The organism is Mucilaginibacter sp. GW821-FHT07G05 (genome assembly GCF_059418565.1).
This window is the reverse complement of the sequence record NZ_JBWKQC010000007.1, coordinates 65950-88136: the sequence shown is the minus strand read 5'-3', so window position 1 is coordinate 88136 and position 22187 is coordinate 65950. Positions and strand designations below refer to the sequence as shown.

General features: G+C 44.0%; 15 protein-coding genes. 8 read left to right on the top strand and 7 right to left on the bottom strand.

Features of this window, described 5'->3' with window-relative positions:
* Position 1: 1 nt before the first annotated feature.
* Together AC07NA_RS17870 and can are read left to right on the top strand one after the other, a co-directional pair.
* Positions 2-1606 carry a SulP family inorganic anion transporter gene (locus tag AC07NA_RS17870; RefSeq protein WP_494898957.1) on the top strand — a complete coding sequence of 535 codons (1605 nt, stop codon included), beginning with the start codon at positions 2-4 and terminating at the stop codon, positions 1604-1606.
* Between the two features lie 406 nt (positions 1607-2012).
* On the top strand, positions 2013-2681 hold the full coding sequence (can, locus tag AC07NA_RS17865) for a carbonate dehydratase (protein ID WP_494898956.1): 669 nt from the start codon (positions 2013-2015) through the stop codon (positions 2679-2681).
* A 472-nt stretch (positions 2682-3153) separates the two neighbouring features.
* Here can and AC07NA_RS17860 read toward each other — a convergent pair whose 3' ends face one another.
* The 5 genes from AC07NA_RS17860 to AC07NA_RS17840 all read right to left on the bottom strand — a co-directional run bounded on the left by AC07NA_RS17860 (position 3154) and on the right by AC07NA_RS17840 (position 13798).
* Positions 3154-5667 (bottom strand): TonB-dependent receptor, encoded by a 2514-nt coding sequence (locus AC07NA_RS17860; protein WP_494898955.1) that lies wholly within the window; start codon positions 5665-5667, stop codon positions 3154-3156.
* 102 nt (positions 5668-5769) lie between these two features.
* Positions 5770-8646, bottom strand: a complete 2877-nt coding sequence (gene leuS / locus AC07NA_RS17855; protein ID WP_494898954.1) for a leucine--tRNA ligase — start codon at positions 8644-8646, stop codon at positions 5770-5772.
* A gap of 761 nt (positions 8647-9407) precedes the next feature.
* Positions 9408-11780: a ribonucleoside-diphosphate reductase subunit alpha gene (locus AC07NA_RS17850; protein WP_345212514.1), complete on the bottom strand. Its 2373-nt coding sequence runs from the start codon at positions 11778-11780 to the stop codon at positions 9408-9410.
* Between the two features lie 114 nt (positions 11781-11894).
* Entirely contained in the window at positions 11895-12872 is a 978-nt protein-coding gene (locus AC07NA_RS17845) for a ribonucleoside-diphosphate reductase small subunit (protein WP_345212515.1), read from the bottom strand.
* A gap of 563 nt (positions 12873-13435) precedes the next feature.
* The gene (locus AC07NA_RS17840; protein WP_494898953.1) at positions 13436-13798 is read right to left on the bottom strand and encodes a methionine-R-sulfoxide reductase; all 363 of its coding nucleotides are present in this window, start codon (positions 13796-13798) and stop codon (positions 13436-13438) included.
* Positions 13799-14139: 341 nt separating this feature from the next.
* On the opposite strand from AC07NA_RS17840, the gene AC07NA_RS17835 reads away from it, so the two are divergent.
* On the top strand, positions 14140-14784 hold the full coding sequence (locus AC07NA_RS17835) for a glycosyltransferase family 32 protein (protein WP_494898952.1): 645 nt from the start codon (positions 14140-14142) through the stop codon (positions 14782-14784).
* Positions 14785-15049: 265 nt separating this feature from the next.
* On the opposite strand, the gene sucD is transcribed toward AC07NA_RS17835, so the two are convergent.
* Complete coding sequence (gene sucD / locus AC07NA_RS17830) at positions 15050-15931, bottom strand: succinate--CoA ligase subunit alpha (protein WP_494898951.1); 882 nt, start codon at positions 15929-15931, stop codon at positions 15050-15052.
* Positions 15932-16109: 178 nt separating this feature from the next.
* On the opposite strand from sucD, the gene AC07NA_RS17825 reads away from it, so the two are divergent.
* On the top strand, positions 16110-17123 hold the full coding sequence (locus tag AC07NA_RS17825) for a hypothetical protein (RefSeq protein ID WP_494898950.1): 1014 nt from the start codon (positions 16110-16112) through the stop codon (positions 17121-17123).
* A 144-nt stretch (positions 17124-17267) separates the two neighbouring features.
* Here AC07NA_RS17825 and dctA read toward each other — a convergent pair whose 3' ends face one another.
* On the bottom strand, positions 17268-18512 hold the full coding sequence (gene dctA / locus AC07NA_RS17820; RefSeq protein ID WP_494898949.1) for a C4-dicarboxylate transporter DctA: 1245 nt from the start codon (positions 18510-18512) through the stop codon (positions 17268-17270).
* Positions 18513-18791: 279 nt separating this feature from the next.
* Here dctA and AC07NA_RS17815 point away from each other — a divergent pair, with 279 nt between their 5' ends.
* The 4 genes from AC07NA_RS17815 (at position 18792) to AC07NA_RS17800 (ending at position 21887) form a co-directional block, all read left to right on the top strand.
* Positions 18792-19001: a cysteine-rich CWC family protein gene (locus tag AC07NA_RS17815; RefSeq protein ID WP_345212513.1), complete on the top strand. Its 210-nt coding sequence runs from the start codon at positions 18792-18794 to the stop codon at positions 18999-19001.
* 131 nt (positions 19002-19132) lie between these two features.
* Complete coding sequence (locus tag AC07NA_RS17810; RefSeq protein WP_494898948.1) at positions 19133-20362, top strand: NADP-dependent isocitrate dehydrogenase; 1230 nt, start codon at positions 19133-19135, stop codon at positions 20360-20362.
* An 84-nt stretch (positions 20363-20446) separates the two neighbouring features.
* Complete coding sequence (locus AC07NA_RS17805; protein WP_494898947.1) at positions 20447-20824, top strand: DUF5655 domain-containing protein; 378 nt, start codon at positions 20447-20449, stop codon at positions 20822-20824.
* 82 nt (positions 20825-20906) lie between these two features.
* The gene (locus AC07NA_RS17800; RefSeq protein ID WP_494898946.1) at positions 20907-21887 is read left to right on the top strand and encodes a type I phosphomannose isomerase catalytic subunit; all 981 of its coding nucleotides are present in this window, start codon (positions 20907-20909) and stop codon (positions 21885-21887) included.
* Positions 21888-22187 lie beyond the last annotated feature (300 nt).

The window sequence follows — 22187 nt, the reverse complement described above, 5'->3', positions numbered from 1 at the left end:
TATGACTCAAAATAATAATGGCGGGGGACCTAACGGCTTCTTCGACGTAAAGAAATATTTCCTGGCTAAAAATTTAACGAAGGACCTGCCTTCGAGTATAGTGGTATTCCTGGTTGCATTGCCCCTTTGTTTGGGTATTGCACTTGCATCGGGCGCGCCGCTTTTTGCAGGTATCGTCACCGGTATAATTGGTGGTGTGGTAGTAGGCGCGGTAAGCGGTTCGCAGTTAAGCGTGGCCGGCCCGGCAGCCGGTTTAACGGTTATTGTATTAAACGCGATTACGGGTTTAGGCTCGTACGAGGCGTTTTTGCTGGCCGTGTTACTGGCCGGTATAATACAAATACTGCTTGGCTTGGTAAAGGCCGGTACTATCGCCAATTATTTCCCGTCGGCAGTTATTGAAGGTATGCTGGCCGCCATTGGTATTATATTGATCATGAAGCAGTTTCCGCATGCCGTAGGGTACGATGCCGATTATGAGGGTGATGAAAGCTTTGCCCAAACTGATACGCACAATACCTTTTCGGGTATAACGGGCGCGCTTGCAAAAATTAATTATGGCGCTGTAATTATCAGCCTGGTATCATTAGCCATACTAATTTACTGGCCTAAATTTAAAAGGGGAGCAATGGTGCCCGCGCCTTTACTGGTAGTGGTAATGGGTATAATATTAGGTTTGGTATTTGGCGGAGGCAATTTAGCCCTGCTTGATAAACAGTTTGTAAACATACCCCTCGTAAAAAGCGCGGGTGAGTTTTTCACCCTGTTTAAAAGCCCCAACTTTAGCGCCATTACCAATAAAGAAGTATGGATAGTGGCCGTAACATTAGCCGTGGTAGCCAGTTTAGAAACCTTGTTGAGCCTTGAAGCTGTTGACAAGATTGACCCTATAAAAAGGATCTCGCCTACCAATCGTGAGCTGGTAGCGCAGGGTATAGGTAATATTACCAGCGGTTTGCTGGGCGGTTTACCTATGACGGCCGTAATTGTGCGTTCATCGGCTAACGTAAATGCCGGTGCCCGTACCAAAATGAGCGCTATATTTCATGGTGTGCTGTTGTTGGTATCGCTATTGCTTATACCGGGCGTTATCAACCTGATCCCGCTTTCGTGCCTGGCAGCCATCCTGCTCATGACGGGGTATAAGCTGGCCCGCATCAGCCTGTTCAAACATCTATGGCACAAAGGGCTCGATCAGTTTATCCCCTTCGTGGTAACCATTTTGGCCGTAGTATTTACCGATTTGCTGAAAGGCGTTGCCATAGGTATGTTGATCGGGGTGTTCTACATACTGCGTACCAACCTGCGTAACCCTTATTTTTACCAGATCATTAAAGATGGCGACAAAAAGGTTATCCATATTAAATTGGCCGAAGAGGTATCGTTCCTTAACAAGGCCGCTATACAGGTAACGCTTACCAGCCTGCCAAAAGGCAGCGATGTGATCATCGACGGATCAAACTCGCGCTTTATTGACCAGGATGTGCTGGAAACCATTTTTAACTATAAGCATAACGCTTACACCAAAGGCATTATAGTGCAGCTTGTTGATATTAAAGACAAGTACGACGTGCCTAAATTGAAAGAACTGAACTATAAACCTTAAAAAGGAAAACCTAACTACGCGGCCGGCAAAGTAAACAATAGCGGATATGTAAATGATCACATAAACTTTGAGGCTGCAAATTAAAAATGATTGTTTTACGTTTTTAAACAATAAAAGGGGAGTTAGCCCGGCTGCTTTGTTGGCAGCCGGGTTTTATTAACTATTTTATTGCTTATCCATCAACCAGATGCAAGTTTTACTGTTATACTCTAAAGCGCACGTTTTACTTTAACCTGCGGTTTTGTAAAGTGCTTTTTATAACTATTGAGTTTGTAATATTTTGCTTTGTTCCTGTTATATTGGCAATCATTTTTATACTATGAATTAATACCGGTAGCCCGTGGAAATAACGAGGCGTTCCGGACTGATAATCACCTGAATTACTTAAGCGATAAATAACTAAACTATGAGCGCTAAAATTGAAAACAATATGCACGATACCAGTCACATCACCTATGAGGGATTGCTTGAGGGCAACAAAACGTTTATTGCCAACGCATTAAGCGAAGATCCTCAATATTTTGAAAAACTGGCCAATGGCCAAAAACCACCAGTATTATGGATAGGCTGCGCCGATAGCCGCGTACCTGCCAACCAGATCACCAACACCAAACCGGGTGAAATATTCGTACACCGTAACATCGCCAACATGGTGATCCATACGGATATGAATATGCTATCGGTACTGGATTACGCAGTGAACGTACTTAAGGTAAAACACGTAATAGTAACCGGGCATTATGGTTGCGGTGGTGTAATTGCCGCCATGACGCATAAACAATTCGGCTTAATTGATAACTGGCTGCGCCATATTAAAGATGTGTACCGTGTACATGCCACAGAACTGGATGCCATAGCCGACGAAACCGAACGCGGTAACCGCCTGGTAGAGTTAAACGTTATCGAAAACGTGAACAACCTTTGCAAAACTTCCATCGTGCAAAACGCCTGGAAGAGCGGACAGGAAGTTAACGTACACGGCTGGGTTTACGCCCTAAGCACCGGCGCCATCAAAGATATGAACGTAAGCAGCAACAATAATTCAGCTTTGAGCAACGTGTTCCAGTTTGAATAAGCAAAAGCGTTGGGAAGGCCATAAAAGGTCATGCTGACTTGTGTAAAAGGTAGGTGCTGTATGGCCTGTCACACTGAGCAATGTGATAAGTTAAGCGCTTGGCGATTTCAACTCACCCGGTCTTAGCTTCGCTCGACCACCCTCTCTATGCTACGCATAAAGAGGGGACTCAAATTTTCACCATCTTTGCATAGCAGAGAGGGTCGACCAGCGTAGCGTAGTCGGGGTGAGTTGACTAAACGCGCGATTGGTTTAAATATGGCCTGTTACCCTGAGCTTGTCGAAGGGTGTGTGGATGAGAGGCCTCTGCGCACGATCCTTCGACAAGCTCAGGATGACCCCAATAGTAGCTTAAGCGTACTAATGAGATGCCGAAATGCTTCGGCATGACGGATTAAAAAAACCTACAAAACAAACAAGGCCCGCGTTAAGCGGGCCTTGTTTGTTTTGTTATAATAGGTAGTTGAAAATATTATCTTGAACCGCCGCGGCCGCCGCCTGATGGGCCACCGCCCATGCCACCGCCTTGATCGTCTTGTTTAAGGTCGTCGTTGTTTACGCCCTTTTTCTTTTGCTGGGTACCGTAGCTTACTTTACCAAAGTTGTAGCTAAACGTTACACCGAAAGATTGTAGCGGGTACCTGATTTTTTGTGTTTGCGAGAAATTTTTGCTGCTCACATCCTGGTCAAGTTTCAGGTATTTCTGGAATGGTGATAAAGCGTTTATACCAACAGTAAGTTTCTTGGCGATGATCTCTTTCTTCACACCGAAACCGAACAGGTTAAAGGCCGGGTTTTTACCTTGAATGGTACGTTTTGGCGAGTTAAATACACCAAAGCCTTCCGCTGTAAAACCACCTTTTAAAGTAACCGATGCACTCAGGAACGCGTTGTACATAAAGTACGCGCCGTTGTTTTGGTTTGAACTTTCGGTAAGCGTGGTTGATGGATCGTAAGTATAAGCATTGATGCTACCGCGTATGGTTAATATCTTAACCGGGTTAACCGAACCGAAGAAGCTTGCGCCAAACGAGTTGTTTTTACCAATGTTAAGGTAGTTAGTACGGGTGATGTTACGCTGTAAATCCTCATCAAAAAACGGACTTGAAATGCTTTCGATCAAATCGCTGGTGTGTTTGTAATAAACCGCCAGGTTAATCATCGAGCTTTTGATGAATGTGTTGTAACCTAACTCCACTGTTTGGCTCACCTCAGGTGACAGGGTAGGATTACCTTGCGACTGGTTATCAGGGTTAGCCCTGTTGATGAACGGGTTCAAAAACTGTAAGCTTGGGCGTTGTATACGTTTGTTATACGTTAACTTAAGCGTTTGTGTAGGCGTTAAGTTTTTTGATAAGATAAAGCTCGGTACAAAGTTAGTGTACGATTGGCTGAACGGTGATAAGCTTTCCTGGGTCGAGTTTCTCGGGTCGCCTTTAATGTGGGTACTTTCAATACGTCCGCCAATTTGTAACGAGTAGTTTTTAGGTAACGTGAAACTCAATACGGTATAACCGGCGTAAACATTCTGGCTGTAATCGTATTGGTTTGACGCGGTATCATTAGGCAGGAATGGGCCTTGGTTATCAATCTGGTTAAATACGTTATAATCACTATTGATCTTCCTGAAGATCCCTTTACCACCTGCTTCCAGTTTTATTTTGGCAGTGATCGGTAAGGCGTAGTCGGCTTGCGCGGTGTACTCATCGTTTATACCATCGTTATTACCTAACTGGTTAGCGAACTGTCGGGTATCGGCAACACCGAAATAAGAACTGCTATAGTCTGATTTAATGCTGCTATGGCTCCACTGACCGGCAATGGTTAACTCTTCGCCTTGTTTTTTAAACTTGTGGGTATAATCGCCACTCCAGTCAAAACCACCAAAGTTAGCTTTGTTAAAGTTGGCTGTAGTGTAGGCAGGGTTAGTTAACGCGCTGTTGGTAGCCGTGCTGGTACCGTCAGTTTGAAAATGGCCTGTATTTAACCTGAAGGTTGAGGTGATGCTGTTGAAATCGTTAAAATCGTAGCTGCCGATCAACGAGCCGATAGTACCGCCACGTTTAGTTTCAGATGTTGAATTTTGGGTACGTACCACATCGCCTATCTGGCTGCGGAAATCAACCAGTGAGGTTTGCGGCCACGCGAAGTTGGTACCAATGTTGGCGGTTAAGCTCAAACGGTTTTGTTTGTAGTTAACGTTGGCGTTACCATTGTTTTGGCGTGTGCCTATACCACCGCTTACCGTACCGCTTAAGCCCGATACATTTTTGCTTTTGGTAACAATGTTGATGATACCGCCTGAACCTTCCGCATCATATTTGGCAGATGGTGAAGTGATCACCTCAATATTTTTGATCTGATCGGCAGGGATGGTACGCAATACGTCGGCCAGGCTGCTTGATAATGCACCCGATGGCTTGCCGTTAATTAATACACGTACGTTTTGATCGCCGCGCAGAGATACATTACCATTGATGTCAACCGCAACCAAAGGCACCTTACGCAATACATCGGTAGCGTTACCACCGGCAGAGGTAAGGTCTTTTTCGGCATTGAAAACGATCTTATCGATCTTGTTCTCTACCAGCGGAACCTGGCCCTGTATCTCTACCGCATTAAGCACTTTGGTGCTTGGCGCAAGCAATACTTTACCCACGTTATTATCCAGCTTTGATGAAGTGGTAATAACCGGATCGATGATCTTTGTTGGGTAACCAATAAAAGTAATGGCTAATTTATATTTGCCGGCTTTAATATTATCCAGCTTGAAGTTTCCTTTATCATCGGTTAGTACACCGGTAATAGGTGAGCTGCCGCCGCTGTTGAACAAGCTGATGGTAGCATAGTCCAGTGGTTTTTTGCTAAGGGAGTCAATAACGGTGCCCGATATACGACCCGTGAGCCCCGATCCGCCGCCACCCAACTGGGCTTTGGCCGAAATAACCGTGCAGATAAGGAGTAGAATTATGTAAATACGTTTCATTTTAATCAGTTTCGTAATAGGAGGCGAAATTGATTAAAATGTTACATGATGACATTACATTTTTTGTAATAAAAATGTAATGTCATTAACTCGTTACAAAGCTTACACTACCATGTTTACGATACGGCCTTTCACCACAATTACCTTTTTAGGGGTTTTGCCTTCCAGATAACGTTGTACATCGGCGTTAGCCAACACAAAAGCTTCAATATCCTTAATATCAAGACTTAACGAAATGCTTAAGTTCATTTTAGTTTTACCGTTGATAGATATCGGGTAAGCGAAATCGTCCTCCACCAGGTATTCCGGTTTAAAGGTAGGATATGGCGCGTACGATAAGGTTCCTTCACCGTTACCTAACAATGCCCAAAGCTCCTCGCAGATGTGCGGCGCGTAAGATGCCAGCACAATGGTAAGCTCCTGTAGTATGGCGCGTTTGTTACACTTAAGTTCGGTAAGCTCGTTAACAGCTATCATAAAGCTGGATACCGAGGTATTGAACGAAAAGCGTTCTACATCTTCCTCCACCTTGCGGATGATCTTGTGCAGGGCTTTCAATTCGGCTTTGGTTGGCGCGTCTTCGCTTACGCGGAAGTTCCACTGGTCATCGTGGAATAAACGCCAGAATTTACGCAGAAACTTGAACACGCCCTCAATACCATTGGTATTCCAAGGTTTGCTTTGCTCCAGCGGACCTAAGAACATTTCGTACATGCGCAGGGTATCGGCACCGTATTGTGATGCAATATCATCAGGGTTAACTACATTGTAGTAACGCTTCGACATTTTTTCTACCTCGTGTCCGCAAACGTATTTGCCGTTTTCCAATATAAATTCAGCGTCAGCGAACTCAGGTCGCCAGTTTTTGAATTTTTCTATATCAAGTGTGTCATTCTTCACAATGTTTACATCAACATGCAAAGGCGAAGTTTTGTGATCTTTGATCAGTCCGTGCGATACGAAGGTATTGGTACCTCTTCCTTCTGCATCAATTAAACGATATACAAAGTTTGAACGCCCCTGTATCATTCCCTGGTTGATCAGCTTTTTGAAAGGCTCTTCTTCGTTCACTTTGCCAATATCCTTCAAAAACTTGTTCCAGAAACGACTGTACAGCAAGTGTCCGGTAGCATGTTCCGATCCGCCGATGTACAAGTCCACATCTTTCCAGTACTCAATCGCTTTTTCCGATGCAAACTCGCTGTCGTTATGGGCGTCCATATAGCGGTACCAGTACCAGCTGCTGCCCGCCCAACCCGGCATGGTGCTCAACTCGTACTCACCTTCAGGGTGTTTCCAGTCCGTAGCGCGGCCCAATGGCGGTTCGCCGGTTTCGGTTGGCAGGTATTTATCAATTTCGGGTAACAACAAAGGCAGCTCGCTTTCATCTATCAAATACGGCAAGCCGTCTTTAAAGTAAACCGGCACCGGCTCGCCCCAGTAACGCTGACGGCCAAATATGGCATCGCGCATCCTGAAGTTCACTTTCGCTTTGCCCGCGCCAATGGCTTCCAGTGTGGCAATAATGGCCGCGGTAGCTTCTTTATAAGTTAAGCCGTTAGCAAAGTCGGAATTAATATAAGTACCCTCTTTGGTAGGGTCGGCCTCGGTTTCAATATTTTGTATGTCGATAATAGGTACTATCGGCAAATTATAATGCTTGGCAAACAGGTAATCGCGCTGATCGCCCGATGGAACGGCCATTACCGCGCCTGTACCATAGCCTGCCAAAACATAATCGGCTATCCAAACCGGGATAGGCTCGTTATTCAGCGGGTTCAATACATAGCTGCCCGTAAATGCACCCGATACAGTCTTGGTATCGGCCATACGGTCAAGCTCCGATTTCTTTTTGGTTTGGGTAATATAAGCCTCAATATCAGCCTTCTGCTCCGGCGTGGTCAGCTCGTTCACCAACTCATGCTCGGGCGCGATCACCAAAAAGGTAACACCAAAAATGGTATCAACACGGGTGGTGAATACTTCTATGTTGTGAGTTGTAAGTTGTGAGTTGTGAGCCGCCTCATCTGAAGTTGCGGGGTTTGAGGTTCCTGGTTCCGGTGTGTTGCCGGCCACTGAAGCCTGGCCACCCGAACCTGATTTTATCGGGAACTTTACACTTGCGCCTACACTTTTGCCTATCCAGTTGCGTTGCATCTCTTTCAGGGGTTCGGGCCAGTCAATGGTATCCAGGCCTTGTAATAAACGCTCGGCATAAGCGGTAATGCGCATGCTCCACTGCATCATTTTCTTTTGCTCAACAGGGTAGCCGCCGCGCTCGCTAAAGCCGTCTTTCACCTCGTCGTTCGCTAATACGGTACCCAATGCCGCGCACCAGTTAACGGTGCTTTCGCGCAGGTAGGTAATGCGATATTTTAGTAATTCTTCCTGTTGTTGGTTATGGCTGTAAGCCTTCCACTCACCGGCAGTAAAAGTGGCGGTATCTTCGTCGCTCACGGCATTAATACCTGCCGAGCCTTTGCTTTCAAAGTGTTCAACCAGTTTGGCAATGCTTTCGGCTTTTTCTTCGGCCTTGTTGTACCACGAGTTAAACAGCTGCATAAAGATCCACTGCGTCCACTTGTAGTAACCGGGCGAACTGGTTCGCACTTCGCGGCTCCAGTCGAACGAGAAACCTATCTGATCGAGCTGACGACGGTAGGTGGCAATATTTTCTTCGGTAGTAAGTGAAGGGTGCTGACCGGTTTGTATGGCATACTGCTCGGCAGGTAAACCAAACGAATCGTACCCCATTGGGTGCAATACGTTAAAGCCCTTAAGGCGTTTATAACGTGCAAAAATATCAGAAGCGATATAGCCCAGCGGGTGCCCAACGTGCAGGCCCGCGCCCGATGGGTACGGAAACATATCCAGCACATAGTATTTTGGTTTAGTACTGTTGTTGTCGGCTTTAAAGGTTTGCTTCTCTGCCCAAAACTGCTGCCACTTTTGCTCTATATCTTTAAATTGATAATCCATAGTATATTCCGAAAAATAAAGTCTGCGAAAATAACAAAGTTTGGCGACTAAGGGTAGCAATTAGCTGATTAAGTTGAGTAGTGAGTGGTTAATGGGGAGTAGAGAGTAGTGAATGGGGAATAGTAAGTTGTGAATGGTTAGGGGCGGGTGGTGAGTTGGGAATGGTTAATGGTGAATAGAGGATAGGTAGGGGGAGTAAGCAGTACATTGTTACCAGTTAAGTGGGGTAGTGGCGGGTGATAAGTTGTATTATTTACCAAGTACGATTATGGTTACATACACGTTGCGCTCAATAGTATTTAGAAAATCAGTGACAGTGGTTCTTATTTCCCGGCAGTCCCGTTTTTCGCTTATACGCCACCGGCATTAGGCGCGGGGCTGGTATCGCTGCAATCGGGCTTAGGGTGGGAGAGGTAAGTGCTCATCGTAGTAGTTGACTCACCCGATCTTCGCTTCGCTGGATCACCCTCTCTACTACGTAAAGAGGGATTTATCAGGGTGCTCTTTTTTATTGTAGTTTTCTGTATGCCCTCTTTTTCGCTTGCGAAAAGAGGGTCGCCCAGCGAAGTGTAGGCGGTGTGAGTTAGCCGGAACAACAAGGCCCCCAAAAAACTCCGCGTAACTCCATGGAAACCTCTGTGTAACTCTGTGCAAACCTTTGTGTCCTTTGTGGTTAAATCACCAATATCCCAAATCCTTCAAAATCAAAAAGCGGTGACAAATAATTGCCACCGCTTTCAAAGTAAAACTATTAAAAAATATTATGCGGAGCAGGTTACACAACCTTCTTCCATTGAGCAGCTTGGGCCTGCCGGAATTTCGTCAACAACCTGGCTAACATGTTCCGGAATTACTGGATCCATGTTTTTACCGCCCTGGTTCTCTACTGTAAATTTAACCGCTTGCGATGCTGCTTGTGTACGCAGGTAGTACATGCCTGTTTTTAAGCCTTTCTTCCATGCGTAGAAGTGCATTGAAGTAAGTTTTGAAGCATTCGGCGCATTGATGAACAGGTTTAACGATTGCGACTGGCATACATAAGCACCCCTATCGGCAGCCATATCAATAATGTTACGCATCTTAATTTCCCAAACTGTTTTGTACAGTTCCTTGATATCGGCAGGTATTTCGGCAATATCCTGTATAGATCCGTTAGCGCTGATGATCTTATCTTTCATGGCCGGGGTCCATAAACCAAGGTTTACCAAATCGCGCAGCAGGTGTTTGTTTACAATGATAAACTCGCCGCTTAATACCCTGCGGGTGTAAATGTTTGAAGTATATGGTTCAAAGCACTCGTTGTTACCCAGTATTTGCGAAGTTGACGCGGTTGGCATTGGCGCAACTAACAGTGAGTTACGTACACCATGGTTCATTACATCTAAGCGCAGGTTTTCCCAATCCCAACGGCTGCTGGCCGGTGATACATTCCAAAGATCGAACTGGAATTTACCTTTTGACAATGGTGAACCTTCAAATGTAGCGTAAGGACCATCTTTTATAGCCAAGTCTTTTGAAGCCGTCATGGCTGCAAAATAAATGGTTTCGAAGATCTCTTTGTTCAGTTGTTTAGCCTCATCACTTTCAAACGGCATGCGCAGTTGAATAAAGGTATCGGCCAAACCTTGTACACCTAAACCAATTGGGCGGTGCCTCAAGTTTGAATACTCGGCTTCGGCAACCGGGTAGTAGTTATGATCAATAATACGGTTAAGGTTAATGGTAGCCTGGTAGGTTACATCATATAACTTATCATGATCAAACACTCCGTTATTTACATAGCGTGGCAATGCTAATGATGCAAGGTTACAAACCGCAATTTCGTTAGCATCGGTATACTCCATAATTTCGGTACAAAGGTTTGAGCTTTTTATAGTACCTAAATTTTGCTGGTTTGATTTCGCGTTGGCAGCATCTTTATATAACAGGTATGGTGTACCGGTTTCTACCTGGGCATCTAACACGGCAAACCAAAGTTCCTGTGCTTTTACCACGCGGCGGGCACGGCCTTCTTCTTCGTATTTGGTATACAGGGCCACAAACTCCTCGCCAAAGCAATCAGCCAAACCGGGTGCTTCGTGCGGACAGAACAGGCTCCAGTCTTCATTAGCCTCTACGCGTTGCATAAACAAGTCAGATACCCAAAGGGCGTAGAACAAGTCGCGGGCGCGCATTTCTTCTTTACCGTGATTTTTACGCAGGTCTAAAAACTCGAAGATATCGGCATGCCAAGGCTCCAGGTAAATAGCGAAAGCGCCTTTACGTTTACCACCACCCTGATCAACATAACGGGCAGTATCGTTAAACACACGCAGCATCGGGATAATACCGTTGCTGGTACCGTTAGTACCGCTGATGTATGAACCTGTAGCCCTTACATTGTGGATGCTTAACCCTATACCGCCTGCACTTTGCGATATTTTAGCGGTTTGCTTCAAAGTATCGTAAATACCATCAATGCTGTCATCTTTCATGGTTAATAAAAAGCACGACGACATTTGTGGTTTTGGCGTACCCGCGTTAAACAAAGTTGGCGTAGCGTGTGTAAACCAGCGCTCGCTCATCAGGTTATATGTTTTGATAGCGCTTTCAACATCCTCTTTATGGATACCTACCGATACACGCATGAACAGGTGCTGCGGACGCTCAACAATTTTACCGTCAATTTTTAACAGGTATGATTTTTCGAGGGTTTTGAAACCGAAGTAATCGAACCCGAAATCGCGATCGTAAATGATGGTACTATCCAGCAGTTCGGCATTGTTTTGTATCACTTCCCAAACGTCATCGGCAATAAGCGACGCGTTTTTGCCTGTTTTGCTATCCACATACTCATAAAGCATGCGCATAGTTTCAGAGAACGACTTTACAGTATTTTTATGTAAGTTAGATACGGCTATACGAGATGCAAGCAAAGCATAATCCGGGTGTTTGGTAGTTAACGATGCCGCTGTTTCGGCCGCAAGGTTATCCAGTTCAGATGTGGTAACACCGTCAAATAATCCTTCAATTACCTTCTTGGCCACATCAATGGGGTCAACCAAATTAAAACCGTAGCACAATTTTTCAATACGCGCTGTGATCTTGTCGAATTTTACAGATTCCTTTCTGCCGTCTCTTTTTATTACAAACATATTTTTCAGTTATTTAGCTGTTAGTAACAATTCACTAACCTGTTTATATTAAACTATTAATCCTTTTTTCTTGTTATTTGTTCAGTGTAGTCTGAACTACTATCCACTAACTATTTAGAAATCTTCATCCAATGAGAAAGATTTGCTATCGGCGGTTGCATTAAGCACACCGCTTTTTTGGTAATCGCCAACCCGTTTTTCGAAGAAATTGGTTTTACCTTGCAGGGATATCATTTCCATAAAGTCGAACGGATTGCTTGCACCGTACACTTTATCGTAGCCCAGTTCGCCCAGCCATCTGTCGGCTACAAACTCAATGTACTGGCCCATTAATTTGGCATTCATACCGATAAGGCTTACCGGTAATGCATCACTTATAAATTCTTTTTCAATTTCAACCGCATCAGTAATAATGGCGGTAGCAGCCTCTTTCGATAGTTTATTCTCCAGCATTCTGTACAATAAACAAGCGAACTCGCAGTGCATACCCTCATCGCGGGAGATCAGCTCGTTGCTGAAAGTAAGACCCGGCATTAAGCCACGTTTTTTAAGCCAGAAGATTGAGCAAAAGCTGCCCGAAAAGAAGATACCTTCAACAGCCGCGAAAGCGATAAGGCGCTCTGCGAATGTTCCGTTATTGATCCAGCGCAGTGCCCATTCTGCTTTTTTACCTACACAAGGCACGGTATCAATAGCATGGAATAAACGGTCTTTTTCTGATGGATCTTTAATATATGTATCGATTAACAGCGCGTAGGTTTCAGAGTGGATATTTTCCATCATGATCTGGAAACCGTAGAAACAACGAGCTTCGGGAAGTTGCACTTCACTCATAAAGTTTACTGCCAGGTTCTCGTTCACAATACCATCGCTCGCCGCGAAAAACGCCAGGATATGCGATATAAAATGACGCTCGCCGCTGTTCAGGTTTTCCCAATGTTTCATGTCATCAGAAAGATCTATTTCTTCGGCAGTCCAAAAACTCGCCTCGCATTTTTTGTACATCTCCCAAATTGCGGGATACTTGATGGGCAGTATAACAAACCTGTCCTTGTTTTCTTTTAGTAATAGTTCTTCTGTCTCCTGGCTCATAGTATTACTTTGTTCTTAAAAGGTAGCTATTCATTTATCTAAAGTTTACAGACAACAAATCCGGCTTCATTTGTCTATAAAGCTTTTTAACTTTTTATTAACTTAATTTATTTATATACAGGCAGTTACTTGCCCAGTGCTGAAATTAAAATGGCTGTTTGTCAGTATAGGGCTCGTCCCGGTAGCACTAATAGCCATTTGTAAATTTTTTACTAAAACAAAGTTAAGTTATGATACCGGGGTTATGATGTGATAGTTTTAAACAAAAAGCCGAGTTATCAACAATCGTAAAAAATGGCTGATTTATGGAAAACACCGTGTAAAAAAGTGAGAAATTTTCTTTATAAAAAGAAAGGGAGCAATAAAACCACGCTGTAAAACAGCCTGATAATTAAGCCCTCACGCGACGGTTAAAGTACAACGCCGATTCATGATGACCAATGAACCGGCGTTGGATATTCTTATAAGTTTTAGAGAAAATAGGGTAAAGAACTTATCTCATCAGCACCTCGCAGGATCACCTTAAATGCTATGCAAAAAAGGTACAAATTTATTGCGAAATTTTATGCCAGCGGCACAAATTTCATCGACACTGAATTTACACAATGACGGGTGTTTTTCGCGGTAAGGTATTCGCCTTCAAAAACGTGCCCAAGGTGCGCGCCGCAATTATTGCAAAGTATCTCTACCCTTCGGCCGTCGGCATCAACTTCGCGTTTTACCGCTCCGGGTATTTCATCATCAAAACTTGGCCAGCCGCAAAAACTGTCAAATTTATCTGCACTATTATATAGCGGTGCATCGCAGCGTTTGCATACATACACGCCCTGCGCCTTATTGTTGAGCAAAGTACCTGTAAACGGGCGCTCTGTTCCTTTGTATAATATTACTCTTTCTTCTTCGGGTGTTAACTCGTTATATGGCATTTTTTATATCGTTTTTGTAGTTTTTATACATAAATATACGCATTTATAATGGTTAAGTTTTTATGGTGATACGCTTGTTTACAAACAGGTGACGAGAGGATTTGTTGGTTATTTTACCGCTGAGTTAACGGAGTTGAAAACGCTGAGATATATGAGTTTTTCGGAGCCCTGTTTTAATATAAGGAATAAGAACTTAGTAAAATACATAAAACCTCTGCGTAACTCTGCGTAAAACCTCCGTTACCTCCGCGGTTAAAAATTCGTCGGTCATTAACACAGTTTAACACAAATATATCCGCCGGTATTTATTATGCTGTTACCTTTACTGCTAAATATCATCTATGGCTATCCCAAAGGTTATCTATCAAACTTTTAAACGCAGGCAGTTGCCTTTCATTAACCGCCTGGCTATTCAATGGCTAAAGTTCAGGAATAAGGCTTACCGTTATGAGTTTTACGATGATGCCCGCATAGAAGCCTTTATGAACGCCGAGTTTGCAGGCGAAGTAGCCGATGCCTACAACAAGCTGAACATTGGCGCGGCTAAGGCCGACTTTTTCCGGTATTGTATTCTCTATAAAAAAGGCGGTGTGTATTTGGATATCGACGCTTATGTACCGGGTACGCTGGATAGCTTTATTAGGCCCGATGATTCGGCCGTGATTACCGAAGAACGCCATCCCGGTATTTTTGTGCAATGGGCGATGATCTACGAGGCCGGGCACCCGTTTTTAAAACGCGCTATTGATATTGTGGTAGATAACATCAAAAACAACCGCTACCCCAACAGCGTACACGGCATGACGGGCCCTACACCTTACTCACAAGCCATACATTCACTTATGAGTGATAAAACCATCCGCTACCGCGTAATGGGTGTAGATTATAACAAGGCCATCCGCTCGCGGCTACCGTTCAGTAAACTGCTCTACAAAAAAGGCGAACACTGGAAAGCGATGGAGAAGGTGGTAACAGTGTTGAAGTGAGTTGGTGAGTGGTGAGTTGTGAATGAGAAAGTGTTTTTAATCACAGAGAGCACAGAGGTTTGCACGGAGTTACACAGAGATTTTAATAGAGTTGTGAGGTTCGGGGATCGGGGTTTGAGTGTAAAAATCAGCATTATAATGATAAAAACCTCCGCGTAACTCCGTGCAAACCTCCGTTACCTCCGCGGTTAATCATCTGTAGAATCCTGTAAAACAAAAAATCCCGGCCAAAGCCAGGATCTTTCTTATATCTCGAAGTTGAAATTTAAACTGACAGTTTCGCCAATTCTTCTGCCATTGCAGCGCCAATTTCGGCAGGTGATTCTACCACGCGGATACCACACTCGGCCATAATTTTCATCTTAGCGGCAGCTGTATCATCGGCGCCGCCAACAATAGCACCGGCATGGCCCATACGACGACCCGGAGGCGCTGTTTGACCTGCGATGAAACCTACAACCGGCTTAGTACCGTGTTCTTTGATCCACCGGGCAGCTTCAGCTTCCATACCACCACCAATTTCACCAATCATGATGATACCGTGAGTTTCAGGATCGTTCATTAATAACTCAACAGCCTCTTTAGTAGGTGTACCAATAATTGGGTCGCCACCGATACCGATAGCGGTAGTGATACCTAAACCGGCTTTAACCACCTGGTCAACCGCCTCGTAAGTTAAAGTACCTGATTTTGAAACTACACCAACGTTACCTTTTTTGAAGATAAAGCCCGGCATAATACCAATTTTAGCCTCATCGGCAGTGATAATACCTGGGCAGTTAGGGCCAATTAAGCGGCTGTCCTTATCAGTAAGATATTCTTTCACCTGTATCATATCCTTTGTAGGGATACCTTCGGTAATACAAACAATAACTTTGATGCCGGCTTCGGCAGCTTCCATAATAGCGTCAGCAGCAAATGCCGGTGGCACAAAAATAATAGATACATCAGCACCTGTTTGGTCAACCGCGTCTTTAACGGTATTAAAAACCGGTCTTTCCAAATGTTGCTGACCGCCTTTGCCCGGGGTTACCCCGCCAACAACCTGCGTGCCGTACTCAATCATCTGTGATGCATGGTATGTACCCTCATTACCGGTAAAACCCTGAACTATTACTTTGGAATCTTTATTTACAAGAACACTCATTGGCTTATTTTCTTTAATAATGGCAAAGCTAAAGTTATTGGGTATAATGTCAAATTATTTTTTGGGCGGCTACCCATAAATGACGTTAATTTAATACTGGGCAAACTTTATACAGTAAACTACCTTATAATTAACACTATTTATTTATTTTGCCTCCACCTTAAAAAACATTCTAACCATGAAAAAAAGTTTCCTGATCATCGGAGCGGCTTTATCACTCCTGCTCCATACACAAACCAGCTTAGCGCAATTTGGCAGCTTAGGCAAAAGCATACTCGATAAAGGCGCCGAATTTGCAGGCAAGGGCGGTCTTAACAAGATACTAAAACAGCCCGCCGCCATTACCACCAACTTTAAAGATGTAAATATGGAAGGCACCAAGCCGCCATCTTTTCAGGAAGGACAAAAACCGCAAGCCTTATACCTGCTGCCCAAAGCACCTACCGGCGGCTTTTACCTGTGCGCCGGTTTTTACGAAATGACCAATAAAAGTTATTGCCTGCATGCCGGTACCCACGGCCCAAGCAGCGGCGACGGCTACATGCTGGCCCCGGTTTTAGGCCCCAAGCAGGAAGTAGTAGTTCTTATTTTAAAAAGCGCCGAAAAGCATGCCGAAGTAAATCAACACAGCATACAAATATTACTATGGGCCATTATTGCCCGCACCCGTTTTGTTGATTTCAGCACCGAAATTAAGGCTACTGCTGCCGTGCTATTAACACCGCAGCAATTATTGATGCTGGAAGGCGGCGCGTTAGGTGTATTACCGGCCAACATAATGGAGCAAGCAAAAAGCAAACTGCCTGAACCTATACAAGCGGTATTTGAAGCCGAAAATAACATTCGTAGACTGGCCGCATCAGGCAATGCCAGCTACGAAGAAATGGAAAAGTACGCCGTACTTGCCGGTATAGCAGCGCCAAACAGCGCTGTGGCTTCAGGAACCTGGGCTCTGCATCCCGATGGTTATTACATTCGCTATTTCCCACAGGGGTATTCCATTACAAGGGTACAGATCTACGTTCCGCAGGAGTTGATCGATAAGTTGGGTAACAAACCGCTGATCTATGACGGTCCGCATGGTATAGCCTGCCCGGCCAGTACCGGTGCTCAACGTTTGGCACAAACCAATGAGCCGCTTAATCCTGATTATACGCTAAAACTGGTGAATAAGTGTACACCGCCTATGTAGTTTTGTTAACCGCGGAGTGAGCTGAGTTTTTTCGCAGAGCGCGGGGAATTGAGACTTACGAAGTTTTTAAAACTTCGTAAGTCTTTTTTATTTTATAAACTACAGATACTTACAAGACACACGCGGCACGCGTGCGCCAGCTCTTTATATATTATTACCTTCTTCAACTGCCTGCTCTACAAACTCGCCCTCACTTTTAGCCACCACTATAGTAGCAATGCCGTTACCTATTAGGTTGGTGATAGCGCGGGCTTCCGACATAAACCTGTCTACCCCCAGCAATATGGCTACGCTTTCTACCGGGATAACTTTTATAGCCGCGAGGGTTGAGGTGAGCACGATGAAGCCGCCGCCTGTTACCGCTGCTGCGCCTTTGGAAGTTACCATCAGGATCCCGATGATGGTAAGCTGCTGCTCCAGCGATAACGGGATATCAAATACCTGCGACAGAAATATGACCGCCATAGACAGATAAATGGTTGTACCATCCAGGTTAAATGAGTACCCGGTAGGGATCACCAACCCTACCACCGACCGCGAGCAGCCGAACTTTTCCATCTTATCCATCATACTCGGCAGTGCCGATTCGGACGACGACGTACCCAGCACGATCAATATTTCCTGCCGAATATATTTAAGGTATCGCCACAGGCTGAACTTGTACAGGTAGCAGATAATATTGAGCACCACAAAAATGAACAGGAACATAGTAAGGTAAACCGAACCCATCAGTTTTACCATGGGTAATAATGCCTTGGTGCCGTAAGTGCCCACTGTAAAGGCCATGCCGCCGAAAGCGCCAATAGGTGCCAGCGCCATTACCACTTTCATAATGTTGAAGAACACCTTTCCTAATTTATCAAACGTGTTGATAAGTGATTTCCCCGCTTCGCCCATTTTACTAAGGCCATAGCCGAATAGTATAGCGATGAAAAGAATCTGCAAAATATCGCCTTTGGCAAAGGCATCAAATATATTATGCGGAATAATATGCGCGAAAAAGTCGCCCCATTGCATTTCTTCGGCGGCCTTTTGATAACCGGCAATTTTGGAGGCATCGGCCCCCTTGCTTACGTCTATACCCTTGCCCGGTTTTAAGATATTGGCTACCGCTATGCCGATCACCAGCGCGAAGGTGGTTACGATTTCAAAATAAAGCAGCGCTTTGCCTCCTACCCTGCCCACCTTTTTCATATCGCCCATGTTGGCTATACCCAGCACAATGGTGAAGAATATGATAGGCGCTATCAGCATAGTGATCAGGTTGATAAAGGTTTTGCTGATCACTTGCGCGGCCGGTGCAAAGTCTTTAAAATACAAACCGACTATTACTCCTAAAATAATAGCTACAATAACCTGGAAGGTAAGATTGGATATCAGGCGTTTCATGGTTTAGCAAGTATACGTTTTTTAAATGTGATGTGTTGGAGGGCTCTTCTGCAAGGTTATTATTTTACTACAGAGGATGGGGAGATAAAAAACACGGAGTTACACAAAGCTTTGCAATTAAAAAAGATCTCTGTGTAACTCCGTGCAAACCTCTGTGTACTTTGTGGTTAAAAAAAACTCTACGGTTAAAAAATCTGTAATTAAAAAACACTTTGTAGTCCATCCGTCACAAAGGAGCCCACCTATTTATTTGCATCGTGCAGAATACTATTTTTGTATATGGCATTAGTACATTCAAAACACGAGATCATATCCTGCGAGCGTTGCGGCGACAGGATAGAATGTAAAGCCAACTCTTACACCAAGTGCCAGTGCAGCGTGGTGCAGCTCACCCTCAACGAAACCCAGTACATCAGCGAAATTTACGATGGCTGCCTGTGCGCCAAATGCCTGTTAGCTTTACAGCAGGAATATAAAGAGATGGAATAAGGGCCAATTCTGGTGCCTTGCTGCTTGCATTGTTACAAAAACATTGCAATCGAATTCAGATTTAATTAATCTACATAAAGTCAATTTTATATATTTGGTGCCATTAAGAAATTAAACAATAACAGTTACTTATGTCAAAAATAAAAGTAGAAAATCCGGTTGTTGAGCTGGATGGCGATGAGATGACCCGCATTATCTGGAAATTCATTAAGGATAAACTGATCATTCCTTACCTTGATCTGGATATTAAGTATTACGATTTAGGTATTGAATACCGTGATGAAACTAACGACCAGGTAACTGTTGATGCTGCTAACGCTATTAAACAATATGGTGTAGGTATCAAATGTGCTACTATCACGCCTGATGAAGAGCGTGTAGCTGAGTTCGGCTTAAAACAAATGTGGAAATCGCCAAACGGAACTATCCGTAACATACTTGACGGTACCGTTTTCCGCGAGCCTATTGTAATGGCAAATGTACCCCGTTTGGTTCCAAACTGGACTGCGCCTATCTGCATCGGTCGTCACGCTTTTGGCGATCAGTACCGCGCTACCGACTTTTTAACTAAAGGCAAAGGTAAACTTACAGTAACCTTCACTCCTGAAGATGGCGGCGAAGCACAATCATTTGAAGTGTTTAACTTTAAAAGTGACGGTGTTGCGTTAACCATGTACAATACTGATGAGTCAATTAAAGGTTTCGCTCACGCTTGTTTTAACCAGGCGCTGATGAAAGGCTGGCCTTTATATCTTTCAACTAAAAACACCATCCTTAAAAAATACGACGGCAGGTTTAAAGATATCTTCGAAGAAATCTACCAAAACGATTATAAAGCGAAATTTGCTGAAGCAGGTATCACTTACGAACACCGCCTGATTGATGACATGGTTGCATCGGCCTTAAAATGGAACGGTAACTTTGTATGGGCTTGTAAAAACTATGATGGCGACGTACAGTCTGACACCGTAGCACAAGGTTTTGGTTCATTAGGTTTGATGACCTCTACGCTGGTTACACCTGATGGTACTGTAATGGAAGCTGAGGCTGCACACGGTACAGTAACCCGCCACTACCGCGAGCACCAAAAAGGCAGACCAACTTCAACCAACCCAATCGCGTCTATCTTCGCGTGGACACGTGGTTTGGAGTTCCGTGGTATACTGGATAACAACCAGGAGCTGATTGATTTTTGTAAAGCTTTAGAGCAGGTTTGTATTGAAACTGTTGAGAGCGGCAAAATGACCAAAGACCTTGCTATCACCATTAAACCAAATGTGGAGCACGGTACCGATTATTTATATACCGAAGAGTTTTTGGCAGCTATCGATGATAACCTGAGAGCTAAGTTGGGTAAATAATTTCAATTGATTTATATAAGAAAAGCCTGTCGTATTAATTTATAACAGGCTTTTCTTATATTGGTATACCTTAATTATATACCGATGCAACAAAATAGCAATGATTCACATTCTTTGAGATTAGAAGCGCATTTAAAAAGAAATGAATTAGTCAAAAATATGTTCTTCCTTTTGCAAAAAAGGATTCTCAATTTGGATAAGAATATTGAGGAAATAGTAACAAAACCATATATCGGCTATAAATCCTCACGTCGTAAGCTGCCGCGGAATTTCGCAGAGTTACATATTCAAAAGAATAAAATATCAGTGCATCTAAGGCCAATAGTTCAGGATGATCCTAAAGTTTTTGAAGTGCCAGATACCCATAAATGGACACTAACTCAAATTGTGGATTTCGAATTTGAAAGCGACATTGAATATGTAATGAGATTAATTGAGAAATCATATAAGGATGTTTTGTAATAATATTCGGCCTGCATAAATCAATTTAGCATTTTCCTTTTCAGTATTAACTAATAACTTAGCGGCAATAAAACAATCAATCATGTCAGCATTATATCCGTTAAAATTCAAAACCATCTATAAAGACAAAATATGGGGCGGTAACAAAATAAAAACCTACCTGCATAAAGATTTCGGCGACCTGCCAAACTGCGGCGAAACCTGGGAAATATCAGGCGTAAAGTCTGATGTATCAGTAGTAGCCAACGGCGAGCTGGAAGGCGAATCGCTGGCCGAACTGCTGGAGAAATTCCAGGGTGAACTGGTTGGCGAGAAAGTGTACGAGCGCTTTGGCAATACCTTCCCGCTGCTGATCAAATTTATTGATGCTAATGAGGATCTTTCTATACAGGTGCATCCTGATGACGAACTGGCTAAAAAACGCCATAACTCTTTCGGTAAAACCGAAATGTGGTACGTAATTGAGGCTGACAAAGGCTCAACACTCATCACCGGTTTTAACCAGGAAGTTAACGAGCAAATTTACCTTGATAAATTTAACAGCGGCCACTTAACCGACATACTTAACCGCGAAGAGGTTACTGCCGGTGATATTTACTTTTTACCCGCCGGCCGTGTGCATACTATCGGTGCGGGTTTACTGATCGCTGAAATTCAGCAAACATCAGATATTACGTACCGTATTTACGATTTCGACCGTGTTGACGATAAAGGTAACAAGCGCGAACTGCATACCGAAGAAGCTTTAGCCGCTATCGACTACAAGTTTTACCCGGAATACAAAACCCAGTACGAACATACCAAAAACAAAGCGGTAGAAGCGGTTACCTGTCAATACTTTACCACCAGCATACTTGACTTTACCGAAAACACCTCACGCGATTGCACTAACCTCGATTCATTCGTGATACACGTTTGCGTGGAAGGTGCCTATACCCTTAAATACGATGGCGGCGAATTAGCCGTTAAAATGGGCGAAAGCATCCTGCTGCCAAAAACAATTAACCACGTAGAACTGGTTACCGAAGGCGGCTTCAAAATATTAGAAAGCTTTGTAGGCTAAATTCCCTCTTTCAACTTTGGCAACTTTTTAAAGTTGCCAAAGTTTTCTTTTACTGTCGCGAGTTTAGCATAGCGTAACTCGTGACTAAGCATGGCGAAAGCTTTCAGCTTTCGTTACCCTCTAAATTTGTTGTTGTTAATTCGTTAAGCTGAAAGCTTAACCCATGTGTCATCACGAGTTACGCTATGCTAAACTCGCGACAGCGTGGGGCTACTTTTAAAGTGAGAGGATTTAGGTGAGGCTTCCTTCCCGTCAGCAAACAGCTTCAGGCGAAAACGGGCAGGACTTTGTTGGCCACGA

Bases quoted from the DNA above. Each gene is read 5' to 3' on its own strand.
- AC07NA_RS17850 (WP_345212514.1), bottom strand. From the start codon at position 11,780: ATGTTTGTAATAAAAAGAGACGGCAGAAAGGAATCTGTAAAATTCGAC.
- dctA (WP_494898949.1), bottom strand. From the start codon at position 18,512: ATGAAACGCCTGATATCCAATCTTACCTTCCAGGTTATTGTAGCTATT.
- AC07NA_RS17840 (WP_494898953.1), bottom strand. From the start codon at position 13,798: ATGCCATATAACGAGTTAACACCCGAAGAAGAAAGAGTAATATTATAC.
- AC07NA_RS17805 (WP_494898947.1), top strand. From the start codon at position 20,447: ATGCAACAAAATAGCAATGATTCACATTCTTTGAGATTAGAAGCGCAT.
- AC07NA_RS17800 (WP_494898946.1), top strand. From the start codon at position 20,907: ATGTCAGCATTATATCCGTTAAAATTCAAAACCATCTATAAAGACAAA.
- sucD (WP_494898951.1), bottom strand. From the start codon at position 15,931: ATGAGTGTTCTTGTAAATAAAGATTCCAAAGTAATAGTTCAGGGTTTT.
- AC07NA_RS17845 (WP_345212515.1), bottom strand. From the start codon at position 12,872: ATGAGCCAGGAGACAGAAGAACTATTACTAAAAGAAAACAAGGACAGG.
- can (WP_494898956.1), top strand. From the start codon at position 2,013: ATGAGCGCTAAAATTGAAAACAATATGCACGATACCAGTCACATCACC.
- leuS (WP_494898954.1), bottom strand. From the start codon at position 8,646: ATGGATTATCAATTTAAAGATATAGAGCAAAAGTGGCAGCAGTTTTGG.
- AC07NA_RS17860 (WP_494898955.1), bottom strand. From the start codon at position 5,667: ATGAAACGTATTTACATAATTCTACTCCTTATCTGCACGGTTATTTCG.
- AC07NA_RS17870 (WP_494898957.1), top strand. From the start codon at position 2: ATGACTCAAAATAATAATGGCGGGGGACCTAACGGCTTCTTCGACGTA.
- AC07NA_RS17815 (WP_345212513.1), top strand. From the start codon at position 18,792: ATGGCATTAGTACATTCAAAACACGAGATCATATCCTGCGAGCGTTGC.
- AC07NA_RS17810 (WP_494898948.1), top strand. From the start codon at position 19,133: ATGTCAAAAATAAAAGTAGAAAATCCGGTTGTTGAGCTGGATGGCGAT.
- AC07NA_RS17835 (WP_494898952.1), top strand. From the start codon at position 14,140: ATGGCTATCCCAAAGGTTATCTATCAAACTTTTAAACGCAGGCAGTTG.
- AC07NA_RS17825 (WP_494898950.1), top strand. From the start codon at position 16,110: ATGAAAAAAAGTTTCCTGATCATCGGAGCGGCTTTATCACTCCTGCTC.